The sequence below is a fragment of the Streptomyces sp. NPDC040432 genome (assembly GCF_055595445.1).
Window position 1 is genome coordinate 69,496 of the sequence record NZ_JBVIVP010000017.1, and the last position, 23,964, is coordinate 93,459.

Here is a 23,964-nt window from a genome sequence, read left to right on the forward strand (position 1 = left end):
AGGTCGACGATCTCCGAGGTGTGGGGGCGCTGCAATGGGCGGAACGCAGGCGAGCGGTACACGTATACGTGGTGGCAAGGATGGCCGCGGCGGTCTCGGCAACACATTGTCGGGACTGGCCGTGGCCATCGGTTTTGTGCTCTTCCTCGGAGGGTTCGTCTGGGGCGCGATCGTGTACCAGCCGTACACCGTGCCGACGGACTCGATGGTTCCGACCGTCAACCCCGGCAACCGGGTGCTCGCCCAGCGGATCGACGGTGCCGAGGTGAGGCGCGGGGACGTGGTCGTCTTCAAGGACGCCCAGTGGAGCGACTCGCCCATGGTCAAGCGCGTCGTCGCGGTCGGCGGCGACACCGTGTCCTGCTGCGGCAAGGGCGGCCGGCTGACCGTGAACGGCAAGGAGCTGGACGAGGACTACCTGGCCCCCGCGCAGACCGACCCGGCGGCCGTGGCCGCGGGGACGGCGTCCGGGACCCCCTTCGAGGTGAAGGTTCCCGAGGGCAACCTCTTCCTGCTCGGCGACCGGCGCGGGGCCTCCCTGGACTCACGGGCGCACCTCACCGAGGCGGGACAGGGGACCGTGCCCCGGTCCGCGGTGACGGCGCGGGTCGACGCGCTGGCGTGGCCGTCGATGAGGATGCTGGACCCGGCCAGGACCTACGCCGACCTGCCCGGCGGCGTCTCGCGGCCCGGGCCGCTCCTGCTCCAGGTGACCGCGGTGGTGGCCGGCGCGGCGCTGGTGCTGCTGGGCGCCGCCTACGGGCCCCTTTCACGCCTTCGGGGGCGCGGCCGGCGGGAGCGTTCCGGTGGCCGCTGACCGGGCCGGTACGGAGCCGGGTGCGGGGGCGGGGCGGGAGCCCCGGAAGGTGTCCCGGGTGGTCCTCCTGGATCCCGCGGACCGGATCCTGCTGCTCCACGGCTTCGAACCGGGTGACCCCTCCGACCACTGGTGGTTCACCCCCGGCGGCGGGCTGGAGGGGACCGAGACCAGGGAGGAGGCCGCGCTGCGGGAGCTCGCCGAGGAAACCGGGATCACCGAGGTGGACCTGGGGCCGGTGCTGTGGCGCCGGTACTGCGCCTTCCCTTTCGACGGGCGGCGCTGGGAGCAGGACGAGTGGTACTTCCTCGCCCGCACCACCCGGACCGGGACCGTGCTGGACGGCCTCACCGAACTGGAACGGCGCAGCGTCACGGGAGCGCGGTGGTGGACCTCCGAGGAACTGCTGTCGGCGCGTGAGACGGTGTACCCGACCAGACTCGCCGAACTGCTCCGCGCACTGCTCGACGACGGCCCTCCGGGTGCTCCGGTGGTCCTGGCCCCGGAAATCGTTTAGGGGCGGGGGGTGCCGGCGCACAATAGGGGGACGCACGGCTGAAGGGGAACATGCCATGAGTGCCGAGGACCTCGAAAAGTACGAGACCGAGATGGAGCTGAAGCTCTATCGCGAGTACCGCGACGTCGTCGGGCTGTTCAAGTACGTGATCGAAACCGAACGTCGGTTCTACCTCACCAACGACTACGAGATGCAGGTGCACTCGGTTCAGGGGGAGGTCTTCTTCGAGGTCTCGATGGCGGACGCCTGGGTCTGGGACATGTACCGACCGGCCCGGTTCGTCAAGCAGGTCAGGGTGCTGACCTTCAAGGACGTGAACATCGAGGAGCTCAACAAGACCGACCTGGAGCTGCCGGGGGCCTGATCCTCGGCCTCCTGGGTTCGGCGGGGCGAGATGGTTCCCCCGGGGGAGTGAGGGGGTTCTCCACAACAGCCCGCTTGTCCACCAAGATCCACAAGGTGGGCGGGGACGCGGGATCTTCGGTGCCGGAGGTGGTGCCGAATGAACGCGAAGGGCGTGGCACAGCAGGCATTGGGGCGGTACGGCGAGGACCTCGCCGCGCGGGCGTTGACCCGGGCGGGGATGACGGTGATCGCGCGGAACTGGCGCTGCCGGGGCGGCGAGGTCGACATCGTCGCGCGGGACGGGGACGCCCTCGTCGTGTGCGAGGTCAAGACGCGGCGCGTGGGGAGCTTCGAACACCCCATGGCCGCGGTCCGGGCGGCCAAGGCCGCGCGACTGCGCCGGCTCGCCGAGCGGTGGCTCGCCGACCACGGGGGACCGCCGCCCGGCGGAGTCCGGATCGACCTGGTCGCCGTCCTGCTGCCGCAGCGCGGTGCGCCCGTGGTGGAGCACGTGCGGGGAGTGGCCTGATGGGGTTCGCCCGGGCCTGCTCCGTGGCCCTCGTGGGTGTCGAGGGCGTGGTCGTGGAGGTCCAGGCCGACCTGGAACCGGGGGTCGCGGCGTTCACACTGGTGGGGCTGCCCGACAAGACGCTGGTGGAGAGCCGGGACCGGGTGCGGGCCGCCGTGGTCAACTCCGGTGCCCAGTGGCCGCAGAAGAAGCTCACCGTCGGGCTCAGCCCGGCGTCCGTCCCGAAGGCCGGGGCCCACTTCGACATCGCCGTCGCCGTGGCGGTCCTGGGCGCGGCCGAGGTGATCGACCCCGCCGTCATCGCCGACCTCGTCCTCATCGGGGAGCTCGGCCTCGACGGCCGGGTCCGTCCCGTCCGCGGCATCCTGCCGGCGGTGCTCGCCGCCGCGGAGGCCGGGTACCGGCAGGTGGTGGTGCCCCAGCAGTGCGCCGCGGAGGCCTGCCTCGTCCCGGACGTCTCGGTGCTGGGCGTGCGCAGCCTGCGGCAACTGATCGCGGTGCTGACCGACACGGAACCGCCCGACGAGGAGCCGCCCGACGGGGCGGGGCGCCCCGACGCCATGCTCGCGGGCCTCGCGCTCCCGGGTGCCGGCCTCGGTACGGGCCTGGCGCGGAGCGCGGGCGACAGCGGGGACCACCCGGACCTCGCCGACGTCGCCGGGCAGCACGGCGCCCGCCGGGCCCTGGAGGTCGCGGCCGCCGGAGGCCACCACCTGTTCCTGAGCGGCCCCCCGGGGGCCGGGAAGACGATGCTGGCCGAGCGCATCCCCTGGATCATCCCGCCCCTCACCCGGCAGGACTCCCTGGAGGTGACCGCCGTGCACTCGGTCGCCGGAATCCTGCCGCCGGGGGAACCCCTCGTCGCCAGGGCCCCGTACTGCGCCCCGCACCACTCCGCGACCATGCAGTCCCTCGTCGGGGGCGGGGCCGGGATCCCCCGGCCCGGGGCGGTGTCCCTGGCCCATCGGGGCGTGCTGTTCCTGGACGAGGCCGCCGAGTTCAGCGCCAAGGCCCTCGACGCCCTGCGCCAGCCCCTGGAGGCCGGGCACGTGGTCATCGCCAGGGCCGCGGGCGTGGTGCGGTTGCCGGCCCGGTTCCTGATGGTGCTCGCGGCCAACCCCTGCCCCTGCGGGCGGCACACCGTCCTCGGGGCCGGCTGCGAATGTCCCGCCTCACTGGTCCGGCGCTACCAGGCCCGGCTGTCCGGACCCCTGCTCGACCGGGTGGACCTGCGGGTTCGGGTGGAGCCGGTCACCCGCTCGGACCTCCTCGGCGGCAGTGGCAGGAGCGAGACCAGCGCGGTCGTCGCGGATCGGGTCCGGGAGGCCCGCGAGCGGGCCGCCGCTCGGCTCACCGACACCCCTTGGAAGCTCAACAGCGAAGTCCCCGGGTACGAGTTGCGCACCCGCTGGCCCGCCGGACCGGGCGCCCTGGCGGTGGCCGAGCGGGACATGGAGCGCGGAGTGCTCACGGCCCGGGGGCTGGACCGGGTGCTGCGGGTCGCCTGGACCGTGGCCGACCTGCGGGGCCGGGACCGCCCCGACGCGCTGGACACGGCCGTCGCGCTGGAACTGCGCACCGGAATCGCCCGCGGCGCGGTGCTCGCGGAGGGGGTGGCGCGGTGACCGCCGACGGACCCGACGGGGCGGACGGGCCGGACGGGTCCTCCGGACCCGACGGACCCCAGCGGGTGGACGGACCCGACGGGCCGGACGCGGAAACGCTGGCCCGGGCCGCGCTGACCCGGGTGTTGGAGCCCGGGGACGAACGCGGCGGGCGCTGGCTCCGGGACAGGGGCGCCGTCGGGCTGATGCGGCTGCTGACCGGTCCGGAGCGGGAGACCGCCGTCCTGACCGGAGCGAGGCCCGAACGGCTCGCGGGATACCGGGGACGGGCCCTCGCCGCCGATCCCCGACGCGACCTGGCCGAGGCCGCGGAGGCCGACTGCAGGTTCGTCCGCCCCGGCTCACCGGAGTGGCCGACCCAGCTCGACGACCTCGGCGACGCGCGGCCCGTCGGCCTGTGGCTGCGGGGCAGGCCCAACCTGCGGACCTGGGCCCTGCGTTCGGTCGCCGTCGTCGGGGCCCGGGCGTGCACCCCGTACGGGGCGCACATGGCGCAGACCCTGGCCGCGGGGCTCGCGGAACGCGGCTGGGTCGTGGTGTCCGGAGCGGCGTACGGGATCGACGCCGCGGCCCACCGCGGAGCCCTCGCCGCGGGTGGCGCCACCGCGGCGGTGCTGGCCTGCGGGGTGGACGTGGCCTACCCGCGCGGACACGCGGAGCTGCTCGGCCGGATCAGCGGCCAAGGGCTCGTCCTCGGTGAACTGCCTCCGGGCAGCCACCCCACCGCGAGCAGGTTCGTCCTGCGCAACCGGGTCATCGCCGCCCTCACCCGGGGCACCGTCGTCGTGGAGGCGGCGCACCGCAGCGGCTCGCTGGTCACGGCCCGGCGGGCCCAGCGGCTCGGCCGCCTGACCATGGGAGTCCCCGGTCCGGCGACCAGCGGGCTGTCGGGAGGCGTGCACGAACTCCTGCGCGGCGAGGGACTGCTGGTGACGGATGCCGCCGAGATCGTCGAACTGGTCGGCGCCATCGGGGAGCTGGCACCCGAGAGGCGCGGCCCGGTACTCGCCCGCGACCTCCTGGACCGTGGCACCGCACGGGTGCTCGAAGCCCTGCCCGCCGGCCGGCCCGCGGACCTCGGCGCGATCTCCCTCGCCGCGGGCATCGGTACCGATGAAGTCATCGGCAGACTGTACGAACTTCACTCCCTGGGGTTCGTCGAACGGCAGGGCGACGCTTGGCAGTTGACCAGGCAGGGGCCGGGAGAGGGGGCGCAATCGGGAGCCACCCGGCGAGGCGGTCGTTGACCTGGGGCGTTCCGGTGAAAGAGTGACGGCGATGAGAGACGCGGTCTTCCCGGTGGCAACCTCCGGGGCCGAGCGCCAGGCGCCGGTCCCGGGCCGCCCGCGCGAGTCCGGGCGCCCCGGCGGCCCCGTGCCATCCCGTACTCTTCGCGCACCGCGACACTTCCGTCACGCTACGCTCCCAAGGAATCCCGCTCCGGCAAAGGCGAAGCATGCCCCAGCACACCTCAGGGTCCGACCGCGCCGCGGCGCCCCCCGCTGCTCGTGGCAGCGTGCGGTCCACCGCGCCCTCGTCCCTGGAGGTCCTCTGGCGCTCATACAAGGACTCGGGTGACGAGCGGCTGCGGGAGCAGCTGATCCTGCACTACTCGCCGCTGGTGAAGTACGTGGCGGGCCGGGTCAGCGTGGGCCTGCCGCCCAACGTGGAGCAGGCCGACTTCGTCTCGTCCGGGGTCTTCGGCCTGATCGACGCGATCGAGAAGTTCGACATCGAGCGCTCGATCAAGTTCGAGACGTACGCCATCACCCGGATCCGCGGCGCGATGATCGACGAACTGCGCGCACTGGACTGGATCCCGCGCTCCGTGCGGCAGAAGGCCCGGGCCGTGGAGCGTGCGTACGCCACGCTGGAGGCGCAGCTGCGACGCACCCCCACCGAGGGCGAGGTCGCCGCGGAGATGGGCATCGCGGTGGAGGAACTCCACACGGTGTTCAGCCAGTTGTCGCTGGCGAACGTGGTGGCCCTGGAGGAATTGCTGCACGTCGGGGGCGAGGGCGGTGACCGCCTCTCGCTGATGGACACCCTGGAGGACCACGCCGCCGACAATCCGGTGGCGGTGGCCGAGGACCGGGAGTTGAGGCGGCTGCTCGCCCGTGCCATCAACACCCTGCCGGAGCGGGAGAAGACGGTGGTGACCCTCTACTACTACGAGGGCCTGACGCTCGCCGAGATCGGCAACGTCCTGGGCGTCACCGAGAGCCGGGTCAGTCAGATCCACACCAAATCGGTCCTCCAGCTGCGCGCGAAGCTGGCCGATGTCGGCCGCTGAGCGGAACAGCCCGTGATGACCTCGCAGAACCTCCGTAGAGTGGTCACGTGCCCAGGATTCGAGCGGCCTCCGTGGCCGAGCACCGGTCGATGCAGCGCGGCGCCCTGTTGGACGCCGCGCGCTCCCTGCTGTCCGAGGGCGGGACGGAGGCGCTGACCTTCCCCGCCCTCGCGGAACGCACCGGCCTCGCCCGGTCCTCCGTGTACGAGTACTTCCGCTCGCGCGCGGCTGTCGTCGAAGAGCTGTGCGCCGTGGACTTCCCCGTCTGGGCCGCCGAGATCGAAGCCGCGATGGAGGCGGCGCAGACGCCGGAGGCGAAGATCGAGGCGTACGTGCGCAGCCAACTGGGGCTGGTCGGGGACCGGCGGCACCGGGCGGTGGTCGCGATCTCCGCGAGCGAGCTCGACGCGGGCGCGCGCGAGAAGATCCGCGCCGCGCACGGCGGCCTGGTGGCGATGATCGTCGAGGCGCTGGCGGCGCTGGGTCACGGCGAGCCGCGCTTGGCCGCGATGTTGTTGCAGGGCGTCGTCGACGCGGCCGTTCGGCGGATCGAGCTCGGTGCCGCGGAGGACCCGGTCGTGGTGACGGACGCGGCCGTCTCCATGGCCCTGCGGGGCGTGCGCGGCTGACCGCCCGGGCGGGCTGCGCACCCGTCCCGCCTGTTCGGGCCGGGGCTTCCGGCCCGTGGCCCGGCGTTGCCGGGCATGGGCGACACCTTCGGCTCGGCGCCGCGATCCACCGGCAGGGGCGGGGCGTCTGCCCCGCACTCCGCTTCGACTCGGGTCGGTGCTGCCGGGCCCGGGGGGTGGGGCGGGGCGGGTGCGCAGCCGCGTCCGCCGGTCGGCAGCCCGCGAAGTCACGGCGGAGCGGTGTCGGTCGGTACCGGGCGCGGAGGGGGCGTTGCCCGTGTCGGCCACGAGGTGTCCGCCCGGTGCGGCGGGCGGACCTTCGTCCGTCGGGGCCGGTGCGGGCGTCGAGGTCTCCCGGCCCGTCGTGGTCGGCAGCAGTCGGGGCGTCGCGCGCGGGAGCAGGGCGAGCGGGTTGCGGTAGAGGTCCTCGCCCGCGAGCAGGCCCCAGTGCAGGCACGGGGTCGCGCAGTGCGAGCCCGCCGTGAGGACCGCCACGACCTGGCCCGCCACCACCGCCTCACCCTCAGCGACCAACGGCCGGACCGGTTCGTAGGTGGTGCGCAGGCCGCCGGGAAGGGTGAGCGAGAGGACCCCGCGGCCGGCCACCGGCCCCGCGTGGTGCACCCGACCCGGGCCGACGGCGCGCAGTTCCGCGCCGACCGGGGCGGACAGGTCGACTCCCCGGTGCCCGGCCGCGTACGGGGTCGGCGGCGGGTCCCACCAGCGCGCCACCGACAGCGGCGCGGGCAGGGGTCGGCCGCCCCGGTTCGGCCCCCTCGCTCCGGCCGGGCGCGGCGGGCCACCGCCCGGCGGGATGGCGTCCCCGGTGCGGGGCGAGGTCGACCGGCGGTCCGGCGGGACGAGGGCGCGGGCGGAGGGCGCGGGACGGCCGCCCACGGGGCCGGGCCGATGGAGGAGCCGCGGGTGACCACCCGGGGTGAGGACCCCCGGCGGCGTCGGAGCCGGGGGCCCCGACGTCGGGGACGGGGGCGCCGGCAGCGGGTGGACGGCCGTGGAGAGGGCCCCGGCGCGGGCCGGGAGCGGGGGCCGCACGTCCGGACCGAGGGACAGGGACGCCAGGGTCACGAGCAGGGTGAGCAGCAGTTTCGTCATGCCGCACAGGGTCCCGCCGTCGGGGCTCCGGGCGTTCGTGCCTGTGGACGGCCACGGGGGTGTGGACAACGGCGTCACCCGGCATACCGGCGGGTCCCGTACACTTCTTGTGGCGATCCGGGTCACCGGGTCGACTTCGCACGCCCCAGCACCGACCCGTACCAGGTCGGGTGAAAGCGCCTCTCGGTCCCTCTTCGGGGCAGGGCGCGTCGGGGCGTCAGGAACCAAACCGAGAAACCAAGGAGATGGCCATGGCCGTCGTAACGATGCGGGAGCTGCTGGAAAGCGGCGTCCACTTCGGTCACCAGACCCGTCGCTGGAACCCGAAGATGAAGCGCTTCATCTTCACGGAGCGCAACGGCATCTACATCATCGACCTGCTCCAGTCGCTGTCGTACATCGACCGCGCCTACGAGTTCGTGAAGGAGACCGTCGCGCACGGTGGCTCCATCATGTTCGTCGGTACGAAGAAGCAGGCCCAGGAGGCCATCGCCGAGCAGGCGACCCGCGTTGGCATGCCGTACGTCAACCAGCGGTGGCTCGGTGGCATGCTCACCAACTTCTCCACCGTCTACAAGCGCCTCCAGCGTCTGAAGGAGCTTGAGGCGATCGACTTCGAGGACGTCGCCGCCTCGGGTCTCACCAAGAAGGAGCTCCTGGTCCTCTCTCGCGAGAAGATCAAGCTGGAGAAGACCCTCGGTGGTATCCGCGAGATGTCGAAGGTCCCCAGCGCCGTCTGGATCGTCGACACCAAGAAGGAGCACATCGCCGTCGGTGAGGCGCGCAAGCTCCACATCCCGGTCGTCGCGATCCTCGACACCAACTGCGACCCCGACGAGGTCGACTACAAGATCCCGGGCAACGACGACGCGATCCGCTCCGTCACCCTGCTCACCCGCGTGATCGCCGACGCCGTCGCCGAGGGCCTCATCGCCCGCTCCGGCGCCGCTACCGGTGACTCGAAGCCGGGCGAGAAGGCCGCCGCCGAGCCGCTCGCCGAGTGGGAGCGCGACCTGCTCGAAGGTGAGAAGAAGGCCGACGACGCCGAGGCCCCCGCGGCTGACGCCGCCGCCGAGGCCCCCGCGGCCGAGGCCGTCGCCGAGCCCGTCGTCGAGGCCCCGGCCGCCGACGCCGAGCAGGCCTGACCCTCTGAGAGAGCCCGGCGTTCATCCGCCGGGCACTCGCAGCACGGACGATGACGGCGGGGGAGCCGCGCCACGAGCGCGACTCCTCCGCCGTTCACCCGTAGATCTACGACTTCGAGAGAGAATCACAGACTCATGGCGAACTACACCGCCGCTGACGTCAAGAAGCTCCGCGAGCTCACCGGCGCCGGCATGCTGGACTGCAAGAACGCGCTCGTCGAGGCCGACGGTGACGTCACCAAGGCCAACGAGATCCTGCGCGTCAAGGGCCTGAAGGGTGTCGCCAAGCGCGAGGGCCGTTCCGCCGAGAACGGTGCCGTCACCTCCCTGATCGCCGCCGACGCCACCTCCGGTGTGCTGCTTGAGCTCAAGTGCGAGACGGACTTCGTCGCCAAGAGCGAGAAGTTCCTGGTCGTCGCCGACCAGCTCGCCGCCCACGTGGCCGCCACCTCCCCGGCTGACATCGAGGCGCTGCTGGCGTCCGAGATCGAGGCCGGCAAGACCGTCCAGGCGTTCGTGGACGAGGCCAACGCCAACCTCGGCGAGAAGATCGTCCTGGACCGCTTCGCGCAGTACCAGGGTGCCTTCGTGGCTTCCTACATGCACCGCACCATGCCCGACCTGCCCCCGCAGATCGGTGTCCTGGTCGAGCTGGACAAGGCCGACGCCGACCTGGCCAAGGGCATCGCCCAGCACATCGCCGCGTTCGCGCCGAAGTACCTGACCGCCGACGAGGTTCCGGCCGACGTCGTCGAGTCCGAGCGCCGCGTCGCCGAAGAGGTCACCCGCGCCGAGGGCAAGCCCGAGGCCGCGATCGCCAAGATCGTCGAGGGTCGCGTCAACGGCTTCTTCAAGGACGTCACGCTCCTGGGCCAGCCCTACGCGCTGGACAACAAGAAGTCCGTCCAGAAGGTTCTGGACGAGGCCGGTGTCACCCTGAAGCGCTTCGCGCGCATCAAGGTCGGCATCTGAGTCCGTCCGTAAGCGACGGACACCGGACCCCGATAGGGTCTGAAGCAGTCGTCCGCGCACGCGCGAGGCGACCGCAGATCTGACGAGGAGGCCATTGCCGAAGAGGGAACCGCGAGGACCCACCGGCAATGGCCTTCTTCGTATGTGCACGAGGAGATCTCCATGAATCAGGGCGTGGACCCCCACACCGCTTCCGACGACAAGAGCGACCACGGCAAGAAGGGTCGCCGCTTCATGCTGAAGCTGTCCGGCGAAGCCTTCTCCGGCGGCGGCGGGCTGGGCGTCGACCCTGACGTCGTGCACGCCATCGCCCGTGAGATCGCGGCCGTGGTCCGTGACGGCGCGGAGATCGCGATCGTCATCGGCGGCGGCAACTTCTTCCGCGGGGCCGAGCTTCAGCAGCGCGGCATGGACCGAGCGCGGTCCGACTACATGGGCATGCTCGGCACGGTCATGAACTGCCTCGCCCTCCAGGACTTCCTGGAGAAGGAAGGCATCGACAGCCGGGTCCAGACCGCCATCACCATGGGCCAGGTCGCGGAGCCGTACATCCCGCTCCGTGCCGTCCGGCACCTGGAGAAGGGCCGCGTCGTCATCTTCGGCGCCGGCATGGGCATGCCTTACTTCTCCACCGACACCACGGCCGCCCAGCGCGCCCTGGAGATCGACGCCGAAGCCCTCCTCATGGGCAAGAACGGCGTCGACGGCGTGTACGACTCGGACCCGAAGACCAACCCGGACGCGGTGAAGTTCGACGCGCTGGAGTACAGCGAGGTGCTGTCCCGGGACCTCAAGGTCGCCGACGCCACCGCCATCACGCTGTGCCGCGACAACCGGCTCCCGATCCTGGTCTTCGAACTCCTCGCCGAGGGCAATATCGCCCGCGCCGTCAAGGGTGAGAAGATCGGCACGCTCGTGAGCGACCAGGGCACCCGGGCCTGAGCGTTCCGTGACCGGGTCGCCCACCGGCCCGGTCCGGGCGGCCCGACCCGCCCCGCCCGCCCGAACCATCCATATCTGACATGCAGGAGCACGTGGTGATCGAAGAAATCCTCCTCGAAGCCGAGGAGAAGATGGAGAAGGCCGTCGTCGTCGCGAAGGAGGACTTCGCCGCGATTCGCACGGGCCGTGCGCACCCGGCGATGTTCAACAAGATCGTGGCGGACTACTACGGCGCCGTCACGCCCATCAACCAGCTCGCGTCCTTCGCGGTCCCCGAGCCGCGCATGGCCATCGTGACGCCGTTCGACGCGTCCGCGCTGCGCAACATCGAGCAGGCGATCCGCGACTCCGACCTCGGTGTCAACCCGAGCAACGACGGCCGCATCATCCGGGTGACCTTCCCCGAGCTGACGCAGGACCGCCGCAAGGAGTACATCAAGGTCGCCAAGAACAAGGCCGAGGACTCCAAGGTCTCCATCCGGTCCGTCCGCCGCAAGGCCAAGGACGCCCTTGACAAGCTCGTCAAGGACAAGGAGGCCGGCGAGGACGAGGTGCGCCGCGCCGAGAAGGAGCTCGACGACACCACCGCGAAGTACGTCGCGCAGGTGGACGAGCTGCTGAAGCACAAGGAATCCGAGCTCCTAGAGGTCTGATGAACGACTCTCCCTGGGCCACGGAGCCGGTTCCGGCGGGTCCCGCATACGATGCGCTGGTGGGCCCGCACACTCGGCCCATGCCCATCGTGCCCGATGCCGCCGGCCGTGCCTTCGACGACCGGGAAGCACGCGATCGGGGGGCCGCCTTCGCGGGCGTCCCCCCGCTCCGCGCCGAGACGCCGTTGCAGGAGCCCATGCCCAGCCCTCCGCCTCCGCCTTCGCAGGCACCGCAGGACGCCTCCCCGCCGCCGCAGAAGAAGCGCGCGGGGCGGGATCTGCGTGCCGCCATAGGGGTCGGCGTCGGCCTCGGAGCGGTGATCTTCGCCTCGCTGTTCATCGTCAAGGCCGTCTTCGTCGGTGTCGTCGTCGTCGCGGTCGTGGTGGGCCTGTGGGAACTCACCTCCCGGCTCCAGGAGAAGAAGGGCATCAAGGCGCCGCTCGTCCCGCTCGCGGTCGGTGGCGCCGCCATGGTCATCGCCGGCTACGTCCGCGGGGCCGACGGTGCCTGGGTGGCCATGGCCCTGACCGCGCTCGCGGTCCTCGTCTGGCGGATGACGGAACCACCCGAGGACTACCTCAAGGACGTCACCGCCGGCGTCTTCGCGGCGTTCTACGTGCCCTTCCTGGCCACCTTCGTCACGATGCTGCTCACCGCGGACGACGGTCCGCAGCGCGTGGTCACCTTCCTGGTGCTCACCGTCGTCAGCGACACCGGGGCCTACGCGGTGGGCTGGCGCTTCGGCAAGACGAAGCTGGCACCGCGCATCAGCCCCGGGAAGACCCGCGAGGGACTGTTCGGCGCCGTGGCCTTCGCGATGGCCGCCGGCGCGCTGTGCATGGAGTTCCTGATCGACGGGGGCTCCTGGTGGCAGGGCCTGGTGCTCGGCCTGGCCGTCGCGGTCAGCGCGACCCTGGGCGACCTGGGCGAGTCGATGATCAAGCGCGACCTGGGCATCAAGGACATGGGCACCCTGCTGCCGGGCCACGGCGGCATCATGGACCGGCTCGACTCGCTCCTGCCGACCGCCCCCGTCGTGTGGCTGCTCCTGGCGGCCTTCGTCGGCACCGGGTGATCCACCGACCGGTCCACCGCTGATCACCGCCGATCACCGCTTGATCCTCCCCACCCCCCGCGGTACCGGGGCGGCAACGGAGGAAAAGCTCCGGTCCGGCCGGGCGGTTACTCTTGAAGGGCGCGCTGCTTCTGCGGCGCGCCTTTCGTCTTACAAGGAGTACCTGCCATGGCCCGCCCCGTTCCGGGAGAGCTCACCTTCGTCGCCCCTCGTGGGGTCAAGAAGCCGCCCCGGCACCTCGCCGACCTCACCCCGGCCGAGCGCCGGGAGGCGGTGGCCGCGATCGGCGAGAAGCCGTTCCGGGCCAAGCAGCTCTCCCAGCACTACTTCGCCCGCTACGCCCACGACCCGGCGGAGTGGACCGACATCCCCGCGGCCTCCCGCGAGAAGCTCCAGCAGGAGCTGCTGCCCGACCTGATGAACGTCCTGCGGCACATCAGCTGCGACAACGACACCACCCGCAAGACGCTGTGGAAGCTGCACGACGGCACGCTCGTCGAGTCCGTGCTGATGCGCTATCCCGACCGCGTCACGATGTGCATCTCCTCGCAGGCCGGCTGCGGCATGAACTGCCCGTTCTGTGCCACCGGCCAGGCCGGCCTCGACCGCAACCTCTCCACCGCCGAGATCGTGCACCAGATCGTCGACGGCATGCGCGCCCTGCGCGACGGAGAGGTACCGGGCGGCCCGGCACGCCTGTCGAACATCGTGTTCATGGGCATGGGCGAGCCGCTCGCCAACTACAACCGCGTCGTCGGTGCCATCCGCCGCCTCACGGACCCGGAGCCCGACGGCCTCGGCCTGTCGCAGCGCGGGATCACCGTCTCCACCGTCGGCCTGGTCCCGGCCATGCTGCGGTTCGCCGACGAGGGCTTCAAGTGCCGCCTGGCGGTCTCGCTGCACGCCCCCGACGACGAGCTGCGCGACACCCTCGTCCCGGTGAACACGCGCTGGAACGTCCGCGAGGTCCTGGGCGCGGCCTGGGAGTACGCCGAGAAGTCCGGCCGTCGTATCTCCATCGAGTACGCCCTGATCCGCGACATCAACGACCAGGCCTGGCGCGGTGACCTGCTCGGCAAGCTCCTCAAGGGCAAGCGGGTCCACGTCAACCTGATCCCGCTGAACCCGACTCCGGGCTCGAAGTGGACCGCCTCGCGGCCCGAGGACGAGAAGGCGTTCGTCGAGGCCATCGCCCGCCACGGCGTGCCGGTGACCGTCCGGGACACCCGCGGTCAGGAGATCGACGGCGCGTGCGGCCAGCTGGCCGCCTCGGAGCGATAAGGCCGAAATTCGGCCATGGTCGATCACATTCGGCCGCAGGGGTACCCTGTGGCCGAACCAATTTCATATTCCGACAGGGGAGCGCCACAGCGCTGAGAGTGCGGTATCCGTCATCCGCAGACCCTCTGAACCTCGCCCCGGTCATTCGGGGTAGGAAGTTCGGTCACCACTCATGCTGTTGCGCCCTGCCCGGCGTCCGCTCTCGCAGAGCGCCGGGCAGGGCCGCGTCTTCTCCTGGACATCCCAGGAGGAATCAACCAGTGAGCACCACCAAGAAGATCGCGGGCGCCGCACTCGCGGCCGCGCTCGGCGTCACCACGCTCAGCGCCTGCGGCGGCGGCGACGCCAACGACAAGACCGCCGGCGCGAGCGACGCCCCGAAGTCCAAGACGGTCACGCTCGTCTCCCACGACTCCTTCAACGTGACCGACTCGGTCCTGAAGGAGTTCGAGCAGCAGAGCGGCTACACCGTCAAGCGACTGAAGTCCGGGGACGCGGGCACGGCGCTCAACCAGGAGATCCTCACCAAGGGCTCCCCGCGCGGCGACGTCTTCTTCGGCGTCGACAACACGCTGCTCTCGCGGGCCCTCGACAACGGGATCTTCACCCCGTACCAGGTCAAGGGCATGGACGGGATCAAGACCGAGTTCATGCTCGACCCGCAGCACCGCGTCACACCGATCGACTCCGGTGACGTCTGCGTCAACTACGACAAGCAGTACTTCGCCGACAAGAAGATCGCCCCGCCGCAGACGCTGGACGACCTGATCAAGCCGGAGTACAAGAACCTCCTGGTCACGGAGAACGCCGCGACGTCCTCGCCCGGCCTCGGGTTCCTCCTCGCCACCGTCGGCAAGTACGGCGAGGACGGCTGGAAGGACTACTGGAGCAAGCTCAAGGCCAACGGCGTCGAGGTCGTCGACGGCTGGGAGCAGGCCTACAACGAGCGCTTCTCGGGCTCCGCGGGCGGCAAGAAGGCCAAGGGCGACCGTCCGCTGGTCGTCTCCTACGCCTCCAGCCCCCCGGTCGAGGTGCTCTACGGCGAACCGCAGCCGGCCGAGGCCCCCACGGGCGTCTCCACCGGAACCTGCTTCCGCCAGGTCGAGTTCGCGGGCCTGCTGAACGGCGCGAAGAACCCCGAGGGCGGCAAGGCGCTCCTCGACTTCCTGGTGAGCAAGAAGTTCCAGGAGGACATGCCGCTCCAGATGTTCGTGAACCCGGTGGTCAAGGACGCGCAGCTGCCGGAGATCTTCACGAAGCACGGTGTGGTGATCGAGAAGCCGGAGAACGTCACCCCGGACGCCATCGCCAAGAACCGTGAGCAGTGGGTCAAGACATGGTCCTCGCTCGTCGTGAAGTAGGACGCGGGAGCTCCCCGAAGGAGAACGGGCGCGCCACCGCCGTCAGGCTCGGCCTGATGGCGGTGCCGCTCGTCTTCTTCGGGCTGTTCTTCGCCTATCCCGTGTCGGCGATCGTCGGCCGCGGGCTGAAGACGGACTCCGGATGGCAGTTCGGCCGGATCGGCGAGGTCCTGGCCCGGCCCGACATCGCCGACGTGCTGTGGTTCACCACCTGGCAGGCCCTCGCCTCCACGCTGCTCACCCTGCTGATCGCGCTGCCCGGGGCGTACGTCTTCGCGCGCTTCGAGTTCCCCGGCAAGCAACTGCTGCGTGCGGTGGTCACCGTTCCGTTCGTGCTGCCGACGGTGGTCGTCGGCACGGCGTTCCTGGCACTGGTCGGGCGCGGCGGTCTGCTGGACGAGCTGTGGGGCATCCGCCTCGACACCACGGTCTGGGCGATCCTGCTGGCGCACGTCTTCTTCAACTACGCCGTCGTCGTCCGCACGGTCGGCGGGCTCTGGGCCCAGCTCGACCCCCGTCAGGAGGAGGCGGCGCGGGTCCTCGGCGCGGGGCGTTTCGGTGCCTGGCGCCGGGTGACGCTGCCGGCGCTCGGGCCGGCGGTCGCCGCCGCCTCGCTGATGGTCTTCCTGTTCACCTTCACCTCCTTCGGCGTCGTGCAGATCCTGGGCGGTCCCGCGTACTCCACCCTGGAGGTGGAGGTCTACCGGCAGACCGCGCAGCTGCTGGACCTGCCGACGGCCGCCGTCCTGACGATGGTGCAGTTCGTCGCGGTCGGCGCGATCCTCGCCCTGCACGCCTGGACCGTGCGCCGACGGGAGACCGCGCTGCGGCTGGTCGACCCGGCGCGCACGGCGCACCGGCCGCGGGGTTGGGCCCAGCGGAGCCTGCTCGGCGGGGTGCTGCTGACGGTGGCGCTGCTGATCGTGCTGCCCCTGGGCGTCCTGGTCGAGCGGTCCTTCGACGCCCCCGGCGGTTACGGGTTCGGTTTCTACCGGGCCCTGCAGGACGCGGGCTCCGGCGGCGGAACGTTCCTCGTGCCGCCCCTGGAGGCGATCGGGAACTCCCTGCGGTACGCCTTGGCCGCCACGGGCATCGCCCTGTTCATCGGTGGCCTCGCCGCCGCCGCGCTGACCCGGCGCGGCGGACGTTTCGTCCGCGGCTTCGACGCGCTGCTGATGCTCCCGCTCGGGGTGTCCGCCGTGACCGTGGGCTTCGGGTTCCTGATCACCATGGACGAACCGCCGCTGGACCTGCGGACCTCCTGGATCCTGGTGCCGCTCGCGCAGGCGCTCGTCGGGGTGCCCTTCGTCGTGCGGACCATGCTGCCGGTGCTGCGGGCGGTGGACGGGCGCCTGCGGGAGGCCGCCGCCGTACTGGGCGCCTCCCCGCTGCGGGCCTGGCGCGAGGTGGACCTGCCGCTGGTGCGTCGGGCCCTGCTGATCGCGGCGGGCTTCGCGTTCGCGGTGTCCCTCGGCGAGTTCGGGGCGACCGTGTTCATCGCCCGGCCGGACAGCCCGACCCTGCCCGTGGCCGTCGCCCGGCTGCTGGGGCGGGCCGGTGAGCTGAACTACGGGCAGGCCATGGCCCTGAGCACGATTCTGATGCTGGTGTGCGCGGTGTCCCTGCTGGTGCTGGAGCGGCTGCGCCCCGACAAGACCTCGGGAGAGTTCTGATGACCCTGCTCCGCCTCGAAGGGGTGACGGTCCGCTTCGGCGGGCGCGCGGTCGTGGACGCCGTCGACCTGGAGGTCGCCGAGCACGAGATCGTGTGCGTGCTCGGTCCGAGCGGGAGCGGCAAGTCCACCCTGCTGCGGGTGGTGGCCGGCCTCCAGCGGATGTCGGCCGGCCGGGTCCTGCTGGCCGGGGCCGACCAGGACGCGGTGCCCGTGCACCGGCGGGGCGTCGGGCTGATGTTCCAGGACCACCAGCTGTTCCCGCACCGCGACGTCGGTGGGAACGTCGCCTTCGGCCTGCGGATGCGCGGCTCCACGAAGAGGGCCTACGAGGGCCAGGTCGCCGAGCTGCTGGAGCTGGTCGGGCTGCCGGGAGCCCAGGGCCGGGCCGTGGCCTCACTGTCCGGGGGCGAGCAGCAGAGGGTGGCGCTGGCCAGGGCGCTGGCCCCGTCGCCACGGCTCCTGATGTTGGACGAGCCGTTGGGCCAGTTGGACCGGGGGCTGCGCGAGCGGCTCGTCGTCGAGCTCCAGGGGCTCTTCTCCCGACTGGGCACGACCGTGCTGGCCGTGACACACGATCAGGGGGAGGCCTTCGCGCTGGCCGACCGGGTCGTGGTGATGCGGGACGGACGGATCGCCCAGACGGGCACCCCGCTGGAGGTCTGGCAGCGGCCCGCGTCGGAGTTCGTCGCCAGGTTCCTCGGCTTCGAGAACGTGGTCCCGGCGACCGTGACGGCGGGGGGCGCCGCCACCCCGTGGGGCAAGGTCCCCGTACCGGCCGGGTCGACGGAGGGCGAACGACAGCTGCTGATCAGGCCCGCGGGGGTGCTCCTGCGGGACGAGGGGCTGCGCTGCGAGGTGCTGTCCCGCACCTTCCGCGGCACGCACGTCGCGCTGTCGCTGCGGCCCGAGGCGGGACCCGTCCTGGAGGCCGAATGCGGGCTGGCCGGGGCGCCGGCGGTGGGCGACCGGGTGTCGGTGGCCTTCTCCCCGGCAGAGGTGGTCGTGCTACCGAAGGAGACGGGCTGAACCCCGTGGCGCCGGCCACGGGGCCCTGACGGAACCACGTCGGAGCGCCGCCGGGGTCGCGTGAACCCCGACGGCGCTCCGACCGAACGGGGTCAGTCGCGGATGCCGTCGCAGGCGATCCGCAGGTGGCGGGGGCCGCGCAGCACCGCGTTCTGGCGGTACGGCGGCGGGTCCTCCAGCAGTCGCGGGTTGACCAACCGACGGGCCAGCTCGCTCAGCGCCAGCTGGGCTTCGAGTCGGGCCAGGGGCGCGCCGAAGCAGCTGTGGATCCCGCTGCCGAGGCCGAGGTGCTGGATGTCCACGCGGTCGGGGTCGAAGCGGTCCGGGTTGTCGAACTTCTTGGGGTCGCGGTTGCCGGACGCGAGGACCAGCCAGAGCGAGGCGCCCTTCGGGATGGTCACACCGGCGACCTCGATCTCGGACAGCGTGGTGCGCTGCGGCAGCAACTGCACCGGCGGCTCGTAGCGCAGCAGTTCCTCGACGATCGGAACGGCCAGTTCGGGGTCCTGGCGCAGCCGCTCCAGGACGTCCGGGTGGCGGAGCAGGGTCAGCATCCCGTTGGTGATGAGGTTGACCGTGGTCTCGTGACCCGCGATCAGCAGCAGCGCCGAGGTGCTCAGCGCCTCGATCGTGGTCATGGCACCGTCGGGCCCGTCCGCGGTCGCCAGGTGGGACAGCATGTCGTTCCCGGGGTTCTTGCGGCGCTCCTCGATCAGACCGGCCAGGTACATGCCGAGTTCCATCCGGGCGTCGGCCGGGACGCGCCGCTTCGTCGGGTCGGCGTCCGGGTCGGGGTCGAGGCTGGCGGCGATCGCGTCGGCCCACACGTGGAAGCGCGGTTCGTCCTCCTGGGGCACGCCGAGCAGCCGACAGATCACCGTGACCGGGAAGGGGTAGGCGAACTGGTCGACCAGGTCGATCCGGTCCATCGAGTCCGCGGCGACGATGCCCTCGATCAGCCCGGACACGATGCCGCCCAGCTCGTCCCGCATGTCGTGCACCTTGTGCGGGGAGTGCGGCGGGCCGAACGGCCGGTTCGTCATCCGGCGGAGCCGGTCGTGGTCGGGCGGGTCGAGCTTGAGGAAGGACGGCGGCAGGGTCGTGGACCCCTCGTCCTCGGCGCCGGCCAGCGGGTCGCCCGCGGTGGACGCCAGGTTGGAGGCGTCGGAACTGATCCGAGGATCGTGCAGGAGGCTCTGGATCTCGTAGTACGTGCTGATCACGTACGGCCCGTCCCCGTCGTGGGCCACCGGCGTCTCGCGGAGTCGTTCGTACAGCGGATACGGATCTGCGCGGTTCGCGTAGTCCATGATCTCCCGCAGGATGGCTTGTGTCATGGCAGGTCCTCGTGCTCCTCGGGGTCCTCGGGGCGGGGCGGCGACGCACGTGCGGTTCAGTGGCGGGCTGGGGTGAAGGTCATCTTCCGGTCGTCCGGGGAGTACCCGCTGAGCGTGATCGTCGGGCCGTGCGTCGGCACCGACGGGTCCGGGAAGTCCGCGGGCATCGGCTTCTGCCCCTCGGGCCTGCGGTCCACGGTCGGGAACGGCGGCGGGAACGGCGTCGTGGACTCGATCATCTGCTGGTAGAAGGGCAGCCAGCGGCAGTTGTCGAAGGTCACCGCCCCGATCACCCGGCCCTGGTATCCGTACACGCCGGCGAAGTGCCGCTCGGAGCGCGATCCCTGGGTGATCATGATCTCGGTACCCATCGAGGGCACCCCGACCGACTTGATGTTGACGCCGAACTGCGAGGACCAGAACGCCGGCACCCACATGTGGGGGCGGCGGTCCGCGCTCTCGCTGAGCATGTTGTGCGCCGCCGTCTCGGCCTGGGCCACGGCGTTGCCCCAGTGCTCCAGGGAGAGGAACTGGTACCCGAACAGGGCGTGCGGGGACCGTGCCACGTCACCCGCCACGTAGATGTCGTCGGTGACGATGCCCCGGATGTCGAAGGCCCGGCACCCCGCGTCGCAGGCGATGCCGCGGGGACCCGCCCCCAGCCCGGAGCCGGCCAACCACTCGGTGTTGCGCTGCGCGCCGAGGGAGACGATCACCACGTCGGCCTCGATGGAGGAGCCGTCGGACAGGTGCGCGGCGCGGACCCGACCGGCGGGGTCGCCCTCCAGACCCGTCACCATGATCCCGGTCCGCAGGTCGACGCCGTTCTCGCGGTGCATCTCGGCCGCTACGTCGCCGATGACCCCGCCGAGCGCGCCGACCAGCGGCGCCGCCCCGCGTTCGGCGACGGTGACGGGCAAGGCGCGTTCCCGGCAGGCCGAGGCGATCTCGGAGCCGGTGAATCCGGCCCCGATCACCAGTACCCGACGGGGACCGGCCGCGAGGCTGCGTTCCAGTGCGACGGCGTCATCACGGGTGCGCAGGACGAAGACGCCGGTGAGGGCGCCCTCCTCCTCGTTCGGCCAGGGCCTGGCCCGGACCCCGGTCGCGATGAGCAGTCGGTCGTACTCCACCGCCCCGCCATCGGCGAGGAGGACCCGGCGGCCCGCCATGTCCAGCCCCGAAGCGGGGACCCCGAGCCGCCACTCGGCGCCGATGTCCCGGCGTCGGGGGAGCGCGGTGTGGTCCGCGGTCGCCTTGCCCAACAGGACCTGTTTCGACAACGGGGGCCGGTCGTAGGGTTCGTAGGGTTCATCGCCGATCATGGTCAGCGAACCCGTGAAGCCCTTGTCGCGCATGGTCTCGGCGGCCCGCAGACCGGCCAGGGAAGCACCGACGACGACGATGCGCCCGTCACGCTTGAGCCGTTCCAGGTTCCCGTCAGCGTGCACCTTGCGCCTCCGGGGTGAGCGCCGACATGTCCCGCTCGTCGAGCTCGACGAGGATGGCCCCGACGGGACAGGCCGCGACGGCGCGCATGACGTTCTCGCGCTGCTCCTCGTCCGCCTCGGGGTTGTACAGCAGCGATTCGTCGCCGTGCATGGCGAACACGTCCGGAGCGAGGAAGGCGCACTGGGCGTATCCCTGACAGCGGTTGAGGTCGACGACAAGCCTCATGAGGCACCAGCCCTTCCGTGGCCCGAACATGGCCGTTCTCATCTGTTCGTCCCCGAGTCCCCCGCAGCTTTCCCATCCAGAATGCACGGGGGAGGCGGGGTCCGCCTGCCGGGCGCCGGCGGGCGGCTACCGCCGTGCGGAACGCATGATGTAGGCGCCGACGATCACTGCCCAGGCGGGGAGGATCATCTCGCTCCAGGGCACGCCGGAGCCGATGACGATCAGGACCAGGCCCGTCAGGTACCCCAGCAGGGCGAGAGGCCGCGGGAAGATGCCCAGCCTGCGTCCGATGCTGGAGGTGGCGAAGACGAAGACGGCCGCCATGCGCATCGCGTACGTGGTCAGGATCGTGTAGGCGTAGTCGCGGCCGAAGGCGGTGTCGGTGCCCTCCTCCAGCACGGTGCCGGCGGCCCCGGCGGCGACGAACAGGGTGGCGACGAAAACGAATCCGCTGCCGAGGAAGACGGTCGAGATGAACCGGTCCTCGGCCTCTCCGGCGTGGGCGCGCAGGGCGCCCATGAACCAGAGGAACAGGATCCCGGCGAACGGGACGATCTCCAGGGCCAGGCGTACGGCCCACCGGTTACCGGGATCGACCGCGGCATCGGGGGCACCGCCCTCCGGGACGGCGATGCGCATCAGCGCGATCGCCCCCGCGAGCAGTACCGCGAAGGCGATACCGGCCATGCCGGCGGCCCGGGGCGTGCGCAACCGCGCGGTCGTGGACTCCTCCATGGACCTCTCGCTCTCTCCCCCGTCCAGCAAGCGCCGGCGGCGGGTCGGCCGCCACCAGGGGACGGCCGGGCGGGTGAGCGGGAGGTCCGACGGGCGTCGGGTCAGCCGACGGGTTCGGGGACGGGAGCCGCGGCGGCCCCCTTGTCCTCGTCCTCCTCGGACCCGTGCTTGCCGAACCAGGCCACGGCGACCGCGCCGGCCACCGCCAGGACGAAGCCGAGGACCGCCAGCCAGGCCAGGCCCGGGCGGGAGGCGTCGCCGAGCCAGACCACGCCGATGGCGCCGGGCAGCACGGTCTCGCCGACGACGAGGGCCGCGGTCGCGCCGTTCACCGAGCCGATCTGCAGGGCGACGGTGTGCAGGTACATGCCACCGAAGCCCGCTGCCAGGATCGCGTAGAGCGCCGGGTCACCGAGGAGGGAGCCGAGGTCGAAGGGGTCGATCCCGTTCAGGATGCGGACGCCGACCCCCAGGGCGCCGAAGCCGAGGCCCGACAGCAGACCCGCCAGGATCGCCGCGTTCCCGCCGAGGAGACGGACGGCGACCGTGCCGCCGATCATCAGGAAGAGGGTGATCCCCAGCAGCCACCAGTGGGTGGACATCGGAGCGTGGTGGCCGCCCTCGTGCCCCGCGGCCGTGGCCAGCAGAACCAGTGCCGTGCAGACGACGCCGATCGACGTCCACTCCTTGCGGGTGAGCCGGATGCCGAGCATCTTCACGCTCAGCACGGCCGTGATCACGAGGTTGGCGCTGATGACCGTCTGGGAGAGGAAGAGCGGCAGCATGCGCGCGGCCAGCGCGCCGAGCCCGAACCCCACGAAGTCGAGGATGGTGCCGACGATGAACTCCCAGGTCATCGCGGCCTTGGCGGTGGACGTCAGGTTCGGTCCGCCGTGCGCGGTCACCCCGGCGGCGGCCGGGGACATCCGGGCCGCCCGCCGCGAGCCGACGGCTTGCAGGACGGATCCCGTGCCGTAGCAGATGGACGCCGCGACAGCGGTCAGCAGGCCTATGAGCACAGAGGGCTCCGTTCACGTCTGGCAGGTTTTCGCGTTACCTCTGCCAGACGTGAGAAACGGATGAGAAGTTGCCTCCGGGGGTCAGCCCATTGCGGCGAGTGCGTCCGGTACCTCGTCCACCGAGTCCACCAGCGCGATCCGGGACTCCATCGCACGGCCCCGGGCCAGCGCCGTGAGCAGCGGCCAGGCGGGCAGGTGTTCGGTCCAGTGCGTACGGTTCACCAGGACCATCGGGGTCGGCTCCCCGCGCGACGAGTAGTAGTTCGGCGTCGCGTTGTCGAACACCTCCTGGACGGTGCCGGCCGCACCGGGCAGGAACACGACGCCCGCGTTCGACCGGGCCAGCAGCCCGTCCTCACGGGTGGCGTTCGCGAAGTACTTCGCGATGTGGCCCGCGAAGGCGTTCGGCGGCTCGTGCCCGTAGAACCAGGTCGGAATGCCGGTCGAGTCGCCGCCGTCGGGCCAGCGCTCCCGGACGGCGAAGGCCGCGCGGGCCCAGTCGGAGACCGACGGGACGAAGGAGGGGGCCTTGGCCAGCAGCTCCAGCGCCTCGGGCAGGGCCTCGTCCGGGGCGGGGGCCAGATAGGCGCCGAGGTTCGCGGCCTCCATGGCGCCCGGCCCGCCACCGGTGGCGACCGTGAGACCGGAACGGGCCAGGGTCCGACCCAGCTCGGCCGCACCGCGGTAGTCCGCGGCGCCGCGGGCCATGGCGTGGCCGCCCATCACGCCCACCACCCGGGCACCCGTCAGGTGCTCGTCGAGGGCGTCGGAGACGGCGTCGTCGTGGATCGAACGCAGCATCGAGGAGAAGACGTCGCCGTCGGTCCCGGTCTCCTGGAACCAGGCGTACGCCTGGGCGTCCGGGGTCGCCTCGTAGCCTTCGTCCAGCCCCGAGAACAGTTCCTCGGCCGTGTAGAGCAGACCCCGGTACGGGTTGAACGGCAGGTCCGGTACCGGGGGGAAGACGAGCGCGCCGTCGGCGCGGACCTTCACCGAGGCGTCGGGCTCCATCGGGCAGCCCAGGAAGACCGCCGCGGAGGTGTCGGCCGACAACAGCGCGAAGGTCCGCTCCAACAGGTTGACCGACTGGATCCGGTAGCCGCTCAGGGAACCCCTGGCGGCGACGCGGTCGAATTCGGCGAGCGTCTCGATCTCGATGTCTGCGTTGACCATTCGGCCCACACTAAGGGCCGTTCG

The 23,964-nt window shown here is 71.7% G+C and carries 23 protein-coding genes and 1 pseudogene; 17 read left to right on the forward strand and 7 right to left on the reverse strand.

Translation table 11 applies throughout. The features are described 5' to 3' along the window. Positions 1–34 precede the first annotated feature (34 nt). From lepB to ACZ58N_RS28310, 8 genes are all read left to right on the forward strand, one after another. Positions 35–817, forward strand: a complete 783-nt coding sequence (gene lepB, locus ACZ58N_RS28275) for a signal peptidase I (protein WP_471165306.1) — start codon at positions 35–37, stop codon at positions 815–817. Next, a complete protein-coding gene (locus ACZ58N_RS28280; RefSeq protein ID WP_471165309.1) occupies positions 807–1,334 on the forward strand; it encodes an NUDIX hydrolase in 528 nt (175 codons plus the stop codon). The genes lepB and ACZ58N_RS28280 overlap by 11 nt, the downstream gene beginning before the upstream one ends. A 55-nt stretch (positions 1,335–1,389) precedes the next feature. Next, positions 1,390–1,698: a DUF2469 domain-containing protein gene (locus ACZ58N_RS28285; protein ID WP_281206306.1), complete on the forward strand. Its 309-nt coding sequence runs from the start codon at positions 1,390–1,392 to the stop codon at positions 1,696–1,698. 138 nt (positions 1,699–1,836) lie between these two features. Then, positions 1,837–2,208 (forward strand): YraN family protein, encoded by a 372-nt coding sequence (locus ACZ58N_RS28290; protein ID WP_471165312.1) that lies wholly within the window; start codon positions 1,837–1,839, stop codon positions 2,206–2,208. Then, the gene (locus tag ACZ58N_RS28295) at positions 2,208–3,833 is read left to right on the forward strand and encodes a YifB family Mg chelatase-like AAA ATPase (protein ID WP_471165314.1); all 1,626 of its coding nucleotides are present in this window, start codon (positions 2,208–2,210) and stop codon (positions 3,831–3,833) included. Before ACZ58N_RS28290 ends, ACZ58N_RS28295 begins: the two co-directional genes overlap by 1 nt. Further along, positions 3,830–5,080 (forward strand): DNA-processing protein DprA, encoded by a 1,251-nt coding sequence (gene dprA, locus ACZ58N_RS28300; RefSeq protein WP_471165317.1) that lies wholly within the window; start codon positions 3,830–3,832, stop codon positions 5,078–5,080. Before ACZ58N_RS28295 ends, dprA begins: the two co-directional genes overlap by 4 nt. Before the next feature lie 209 nt (positions 5,081–5,289). Further along, the gene (gene whiG / locus ACZ58N_RS28305; protein WP_471165319.1) at positions 5,290–6,126 is read left to right on the forward strand and encodes an RNA polymerase sigma factor WhiG; all 837 of its coding nucleotides are present in this window, start codon (positions 5,290–5,292) and stop codon (positions 6,124–6,126) included. A 71-nt stretch (positions 6,127–6,197) separates the two neighbouring features. Next, positions 6,198–6,755 (forward strand): TetR/AcrR family transcriptional regulator, encoded by a 558-nt coding sequence (locus ACZ58N_RS28310; RefSeq protein WP_471165499.1) that lies wholly within the window; start codon positions 6,198–6,200, stop codon positions 6,753–6,755. A gap of 444 nt (positions 6,756–7,199) precedes the next feature. Here the strand turns inward: ACZ58N_RS28310 and ACZ58N_RS28315 are convergent. Further along, positions 7,200–7,868 (reverse strand): annotated as a pseudogene (locus ACZ58N_RS28315) (peptidoglycan DD-metalloendopeptidase family protein); the annotation flags it as partial. Positions 7,869–8,119: 251 nt separating this feature from the next. On the opposite strand from ACZ58N_RS28315, the gene rpsB reads away from it, so the two are divergent. The 9 genes from rpsB (at position 8,120) to ACZ58N_RS28360 (ending at position 17,999) form a co-directional block, all read left to right on the forward strand. Then, positions 8,120–9,013 carry a 30S ribosomal protein S2 gene (gene rpsB, locus ACZ58N_RS28320; protein ID WP_471165321.1) on the forward strand — a complete coding sequence of 298 codons (894 nt, stop codon included), beginning with the start codon at positions 8,120–8,122 and terminating at the stop codon, positions 9,011–9,013. A gap of 135 nt (positions 9,014–9,148) precedes the next feature. Next, positions 9,149–9,985 carry a translation elongation factor Ts gene (gene tsf / locus ACZ58N_RS28325; protein WP_281207364.1) on the forward strand — a complete coding sequence of 279 codons (837 nt, stop codon included), beginning with the start codon at positions 9,149–9,151 and terminating at the stop codon, positions 9,983–9,985. A gap of 162 nt (positions 9,986–10,147) precedes the next feature. After that, the gene (pyrH, locus tag ACZ58N_RS28330; protein WP_281207363.1) at positions 10,148–10,927 is read left to right on the forward strand and encodes a UMP kinase; all 780 of its coding nucleotides are present in this window, start codon (positions 10,148–10,150) and stop codon (positions 10,925–10,927) included. 95 nt (positions 10,928–11,022) lie between these two features. After that, positions 11,023–11,580 carry a ribosome recycling factor gene (frr, locus tag ACZ58N_RS28335; RefSeq protein WP_471165326.1) on the forward strand — a complete coding sequence of 186 codons (558 nt, stop codon included), beginning with the start codon at positions 11,023–11,025 and terminating at the stop codon, positions 11,578–11,580. Continuing rightward, positions 11,580–12,656, forward strand: a complete 1,077-nt coding sequence (locus tag ACZ58N_RS28340; RefSeq protein ID WP_471165328.1) for a phosphatidate cytidylyltransferase — start codon at positions 11,580–11,582, stop codon at positions 12,654–12,656. Before frr ends, ACZ58N_RS28340 begins: the two co-directional genes overlap by 1 nt. A 168-nt stretch (positions 12,657–12,824) precedes the next feature. Then, complete coding sequence (rlmN, locus tag ACZ58N_RS28345; RefSeq protein WP_281207361.1) at positions 12,825–13,937, forward strand: dual-specificity RNA methyltransferase RlmN; 1,113 nt, start codon at positions 12,825–12,827, stop codon at positions 13,935–13,937. A 260-nt stretch (positions 13,938–14,197) separates the two neighbouring features. Continuing rightward, positions 14,198–15,298 (forward strand): thiamine ABC transporter substrate-binding protein, encoded by a 1,101-nt coding sequence (locus ACZ58N_RS28350; protein WP_471165332.1) that lies wholly within the window; start codon positions 14,198–14,200, stop codon positions 15,296–15,298. Between the two features lie 56 nt (positions 15,299–15,354). After that, positions 15,355–16,971, forward strand: a complete 1,617-nt coding sequence (locus ACZ58N_RS28355; RefSeq protein ID WP_471165335.1) for an ABC transporter permease — start codon at positions 15,355–15,357, stop codon at positions 16,969–16,971. Then, positions 16,971–17,999 (forward strand): ABC transporter ATP-binding protein, encoded by a 1,029-nt coding sequence (locus tag ACZ58N_RS28360; RefSeq protein WP_471165337.1) that lies wholly within the window; start codon positions 16,971–16,973, stop codon positions 17,997–17,999. Before ACZ58N_RS28355 ends, ACZ58N_RS28360 begins: the two co-directional genes overlap by 1 nt. A 92-nt stretch (positions 18,000–18,091) precedes the next feature. Here ACZ58N_RS28360 and ACZ58N_RS28365 read toward each other — a convergent pair whose 3' ends face one another. From ACZ58N_RS28365 to ACZ58N_RS28390, 6 genes are all read right to left on the reverse strand, one after another. Continuing rightward, complete coding sequence (locus ACZ58N_RS28365; protein ID WP_471165340.1) at positions 18,092–19,336, reverse strand: cytochrome P450; 1,245 nt, start codon at positions 19,334–19,336, stop codon at positions 18,092–18,094. Positions 19,337–19,392: 56 nt separating this feature from the next. Continuing rightward, entirely contained in the window at positions 19,393–20,787 is a 1,395-nt protein-coding gene (locus ACZ58N_RS28370; protein WP_471165343.1) for an NAD(P)/FAD-dependent oxidoreductase, read from the reverse strand. After that, positions 20,777–21,013, reverse strand: a complete 237-nt coding sequence (locus tag ACZ58N_RS28375; RefSeq protein ID WP_471165345.1) for a ferredoxin — start codon at positions 21,011–21,013, stop codon at positions 20,777–20,779. Before ACZ58N_RS28375 ends, ACZ58N_RS28370 begins: the two co-directional genes overlap by 11 nt. A gap of 126 nt (positions 21,014–21,139) precedes the next feature. Next, complete coding sequence (locus tag ACZ58N_RS28380) at positions 21,140–21,748, reverse strand: hypothetical protein (RefSeq protein WP_471165348.1); 609 nt, start codon at positions 21,746–21,748, stop codon at positions 21,140–21,142. Between the two features lie 101 nt (positions 21,749–21,849). After that, positions 21,850–22,767, reverse strand: coding sequence for a DMT family protein (locus ACZ58N_RS28385; RefSeq protein ID WP_471165351.1), 918 nt, complete (start codon positions 22,765–22,767; stop codon positions 21,850–21,852). 81 nt (positions 22,768–22,848) lie between these two features. After that, the gene (locus tag ACZ58N_RS28390) at positions 22,849–23,940 is read right to left on the reverse strand and encodes an LOG family protein (RefSeq protein ID WP_471165354.1); all 1,092 of its coding nucleotides are present in this window, start codon (positions 23,938–23,940) and stop codon (positions 22,849–22,851) included. Positions 23,941–23,964 lie beyond the last annotated feature (24 nt).

What these genes read in the sequence shown, in the direction of transcription:
- ACZ58N_RS28295 (WP_471165314.1), top strand. Translation starts at nt 2,208, where the DNA reads ATGGGGTTCGCCCGGGCCTGCTCCGTGGCCCTCGTGGGTGTCGAGGGC.
- rlmN (WP_281207361.1), top strand. Translation starts at nt 12,825, where the DNA reads ATGGCCCGCCCCGTTCCGGGAGAGCTCACCTTCGTCGCCCCTCGTGGG.
- ACZ58N_RS28375 (WP_471165345.1), bottom strand. Translation starts at nt 21,013, where the DNA reads ATGAGGCTTGTCGTCGACCTCAACCGCTGTCAGGGATACGCCCAGTGC.
- ACZ58N_RS28360 (WP_471165337.1), top strand. Translation starts at nt 16,971, where the DNA reads ATGACCCTGCTCCGCCTCGAAGGGGTGACGGTCCGCTTCGGCGGGCGC.
- ACZ58N_RS28390 (WP_471165354.1), bottom strand. Translation starts at nt 23,940, where the DNA reads ATGGTCAACGCAGACATCGAGATCGAGACGCTCGCCGAATTCGACCGC.
- whiG (WP_471165319.1), top strand. Translation starts at nt 5,290, where the DNA reads ATGCCCCAGCACACCTCAGGGTCCGACCGCGCCGCGGCGCCCCCCGCT.
- ACZ58N_RS28355 (WP_471165335.1), top strand. Translation starts at nt 15,355, where the DNA reads ATGGCGGTGCCGCTCGTCTTCTTCGGGCTGTTCTTCGCCTATCCCGTG.
- ACZ58N_RS28285 (WP_281206306.1), top strand. Translation starts at nt 1,390, where the DNA reads ATGAGTGCCGAGGACCTCGAAAAGTACGAGACCGAGATGGAGCTGAAG.
- ACZ58N_RS28290 (WP_471165312.1), top strand. Translation starts at nt 1,837, where the DNA reads ATGAACGCGAAGGGCGTGGCACAGCAGGCATTGGGGCGGTACGGCGAG.
- pyrH (WP_281207363.1), top strand. Translation starts at nt 10,148, where the DNA reads ATGAATCAGGGCGTGGACCCCCACACCGCTTCCGACGACAAGAGCGAC.
- lepB (WP_471165306.1), top strand. Translation starts at nt 35, where the DNA reads ATGGGCGGAACGCAGGCGAGCGGTACACGTATACGTGGTGGCAAGGAT.
- ACZ58N_RS28365 (WP_471165340.1), bottom strand. Translation starts at nt 19,336, where the DNA reads ATGACACAAGCCATCCTGCGGGAGATCATGGACTACGCGAACCGCGCA.
- ACZ58N_RS28340 (WP_471165328.1), top strand. Translation starts at nt 11,580, where the DNA reads ATGAACGACTCTCCCTGGGCCACGGAGCCGGTTCCGGCGGGTCCCGCA.
- ACZ58N_RS28380 (WP_471165348.1), bottom strand. Translation starts at nt 21,748, where the DNA reads ATGGAGGAGTCCACGACCGCGCGGTTGCGCACGCCCCGGGCCGCCGGC.
- rpsB (WP_471165321.1), top strand. Translation starts at nt 8,120, where the DNA reads ATGGCCGTCGTAACGATGCGGGAGCTGCTGGAAAGCGGCGTCCACTTC.
- tsf (WP_281207364.1), top strand. Translation starts at nt 9,149, where the DNA reads ATGGCGAACTACACCGCCGCTGACGTCAAGAAGCTCCGCGAGCTCACC.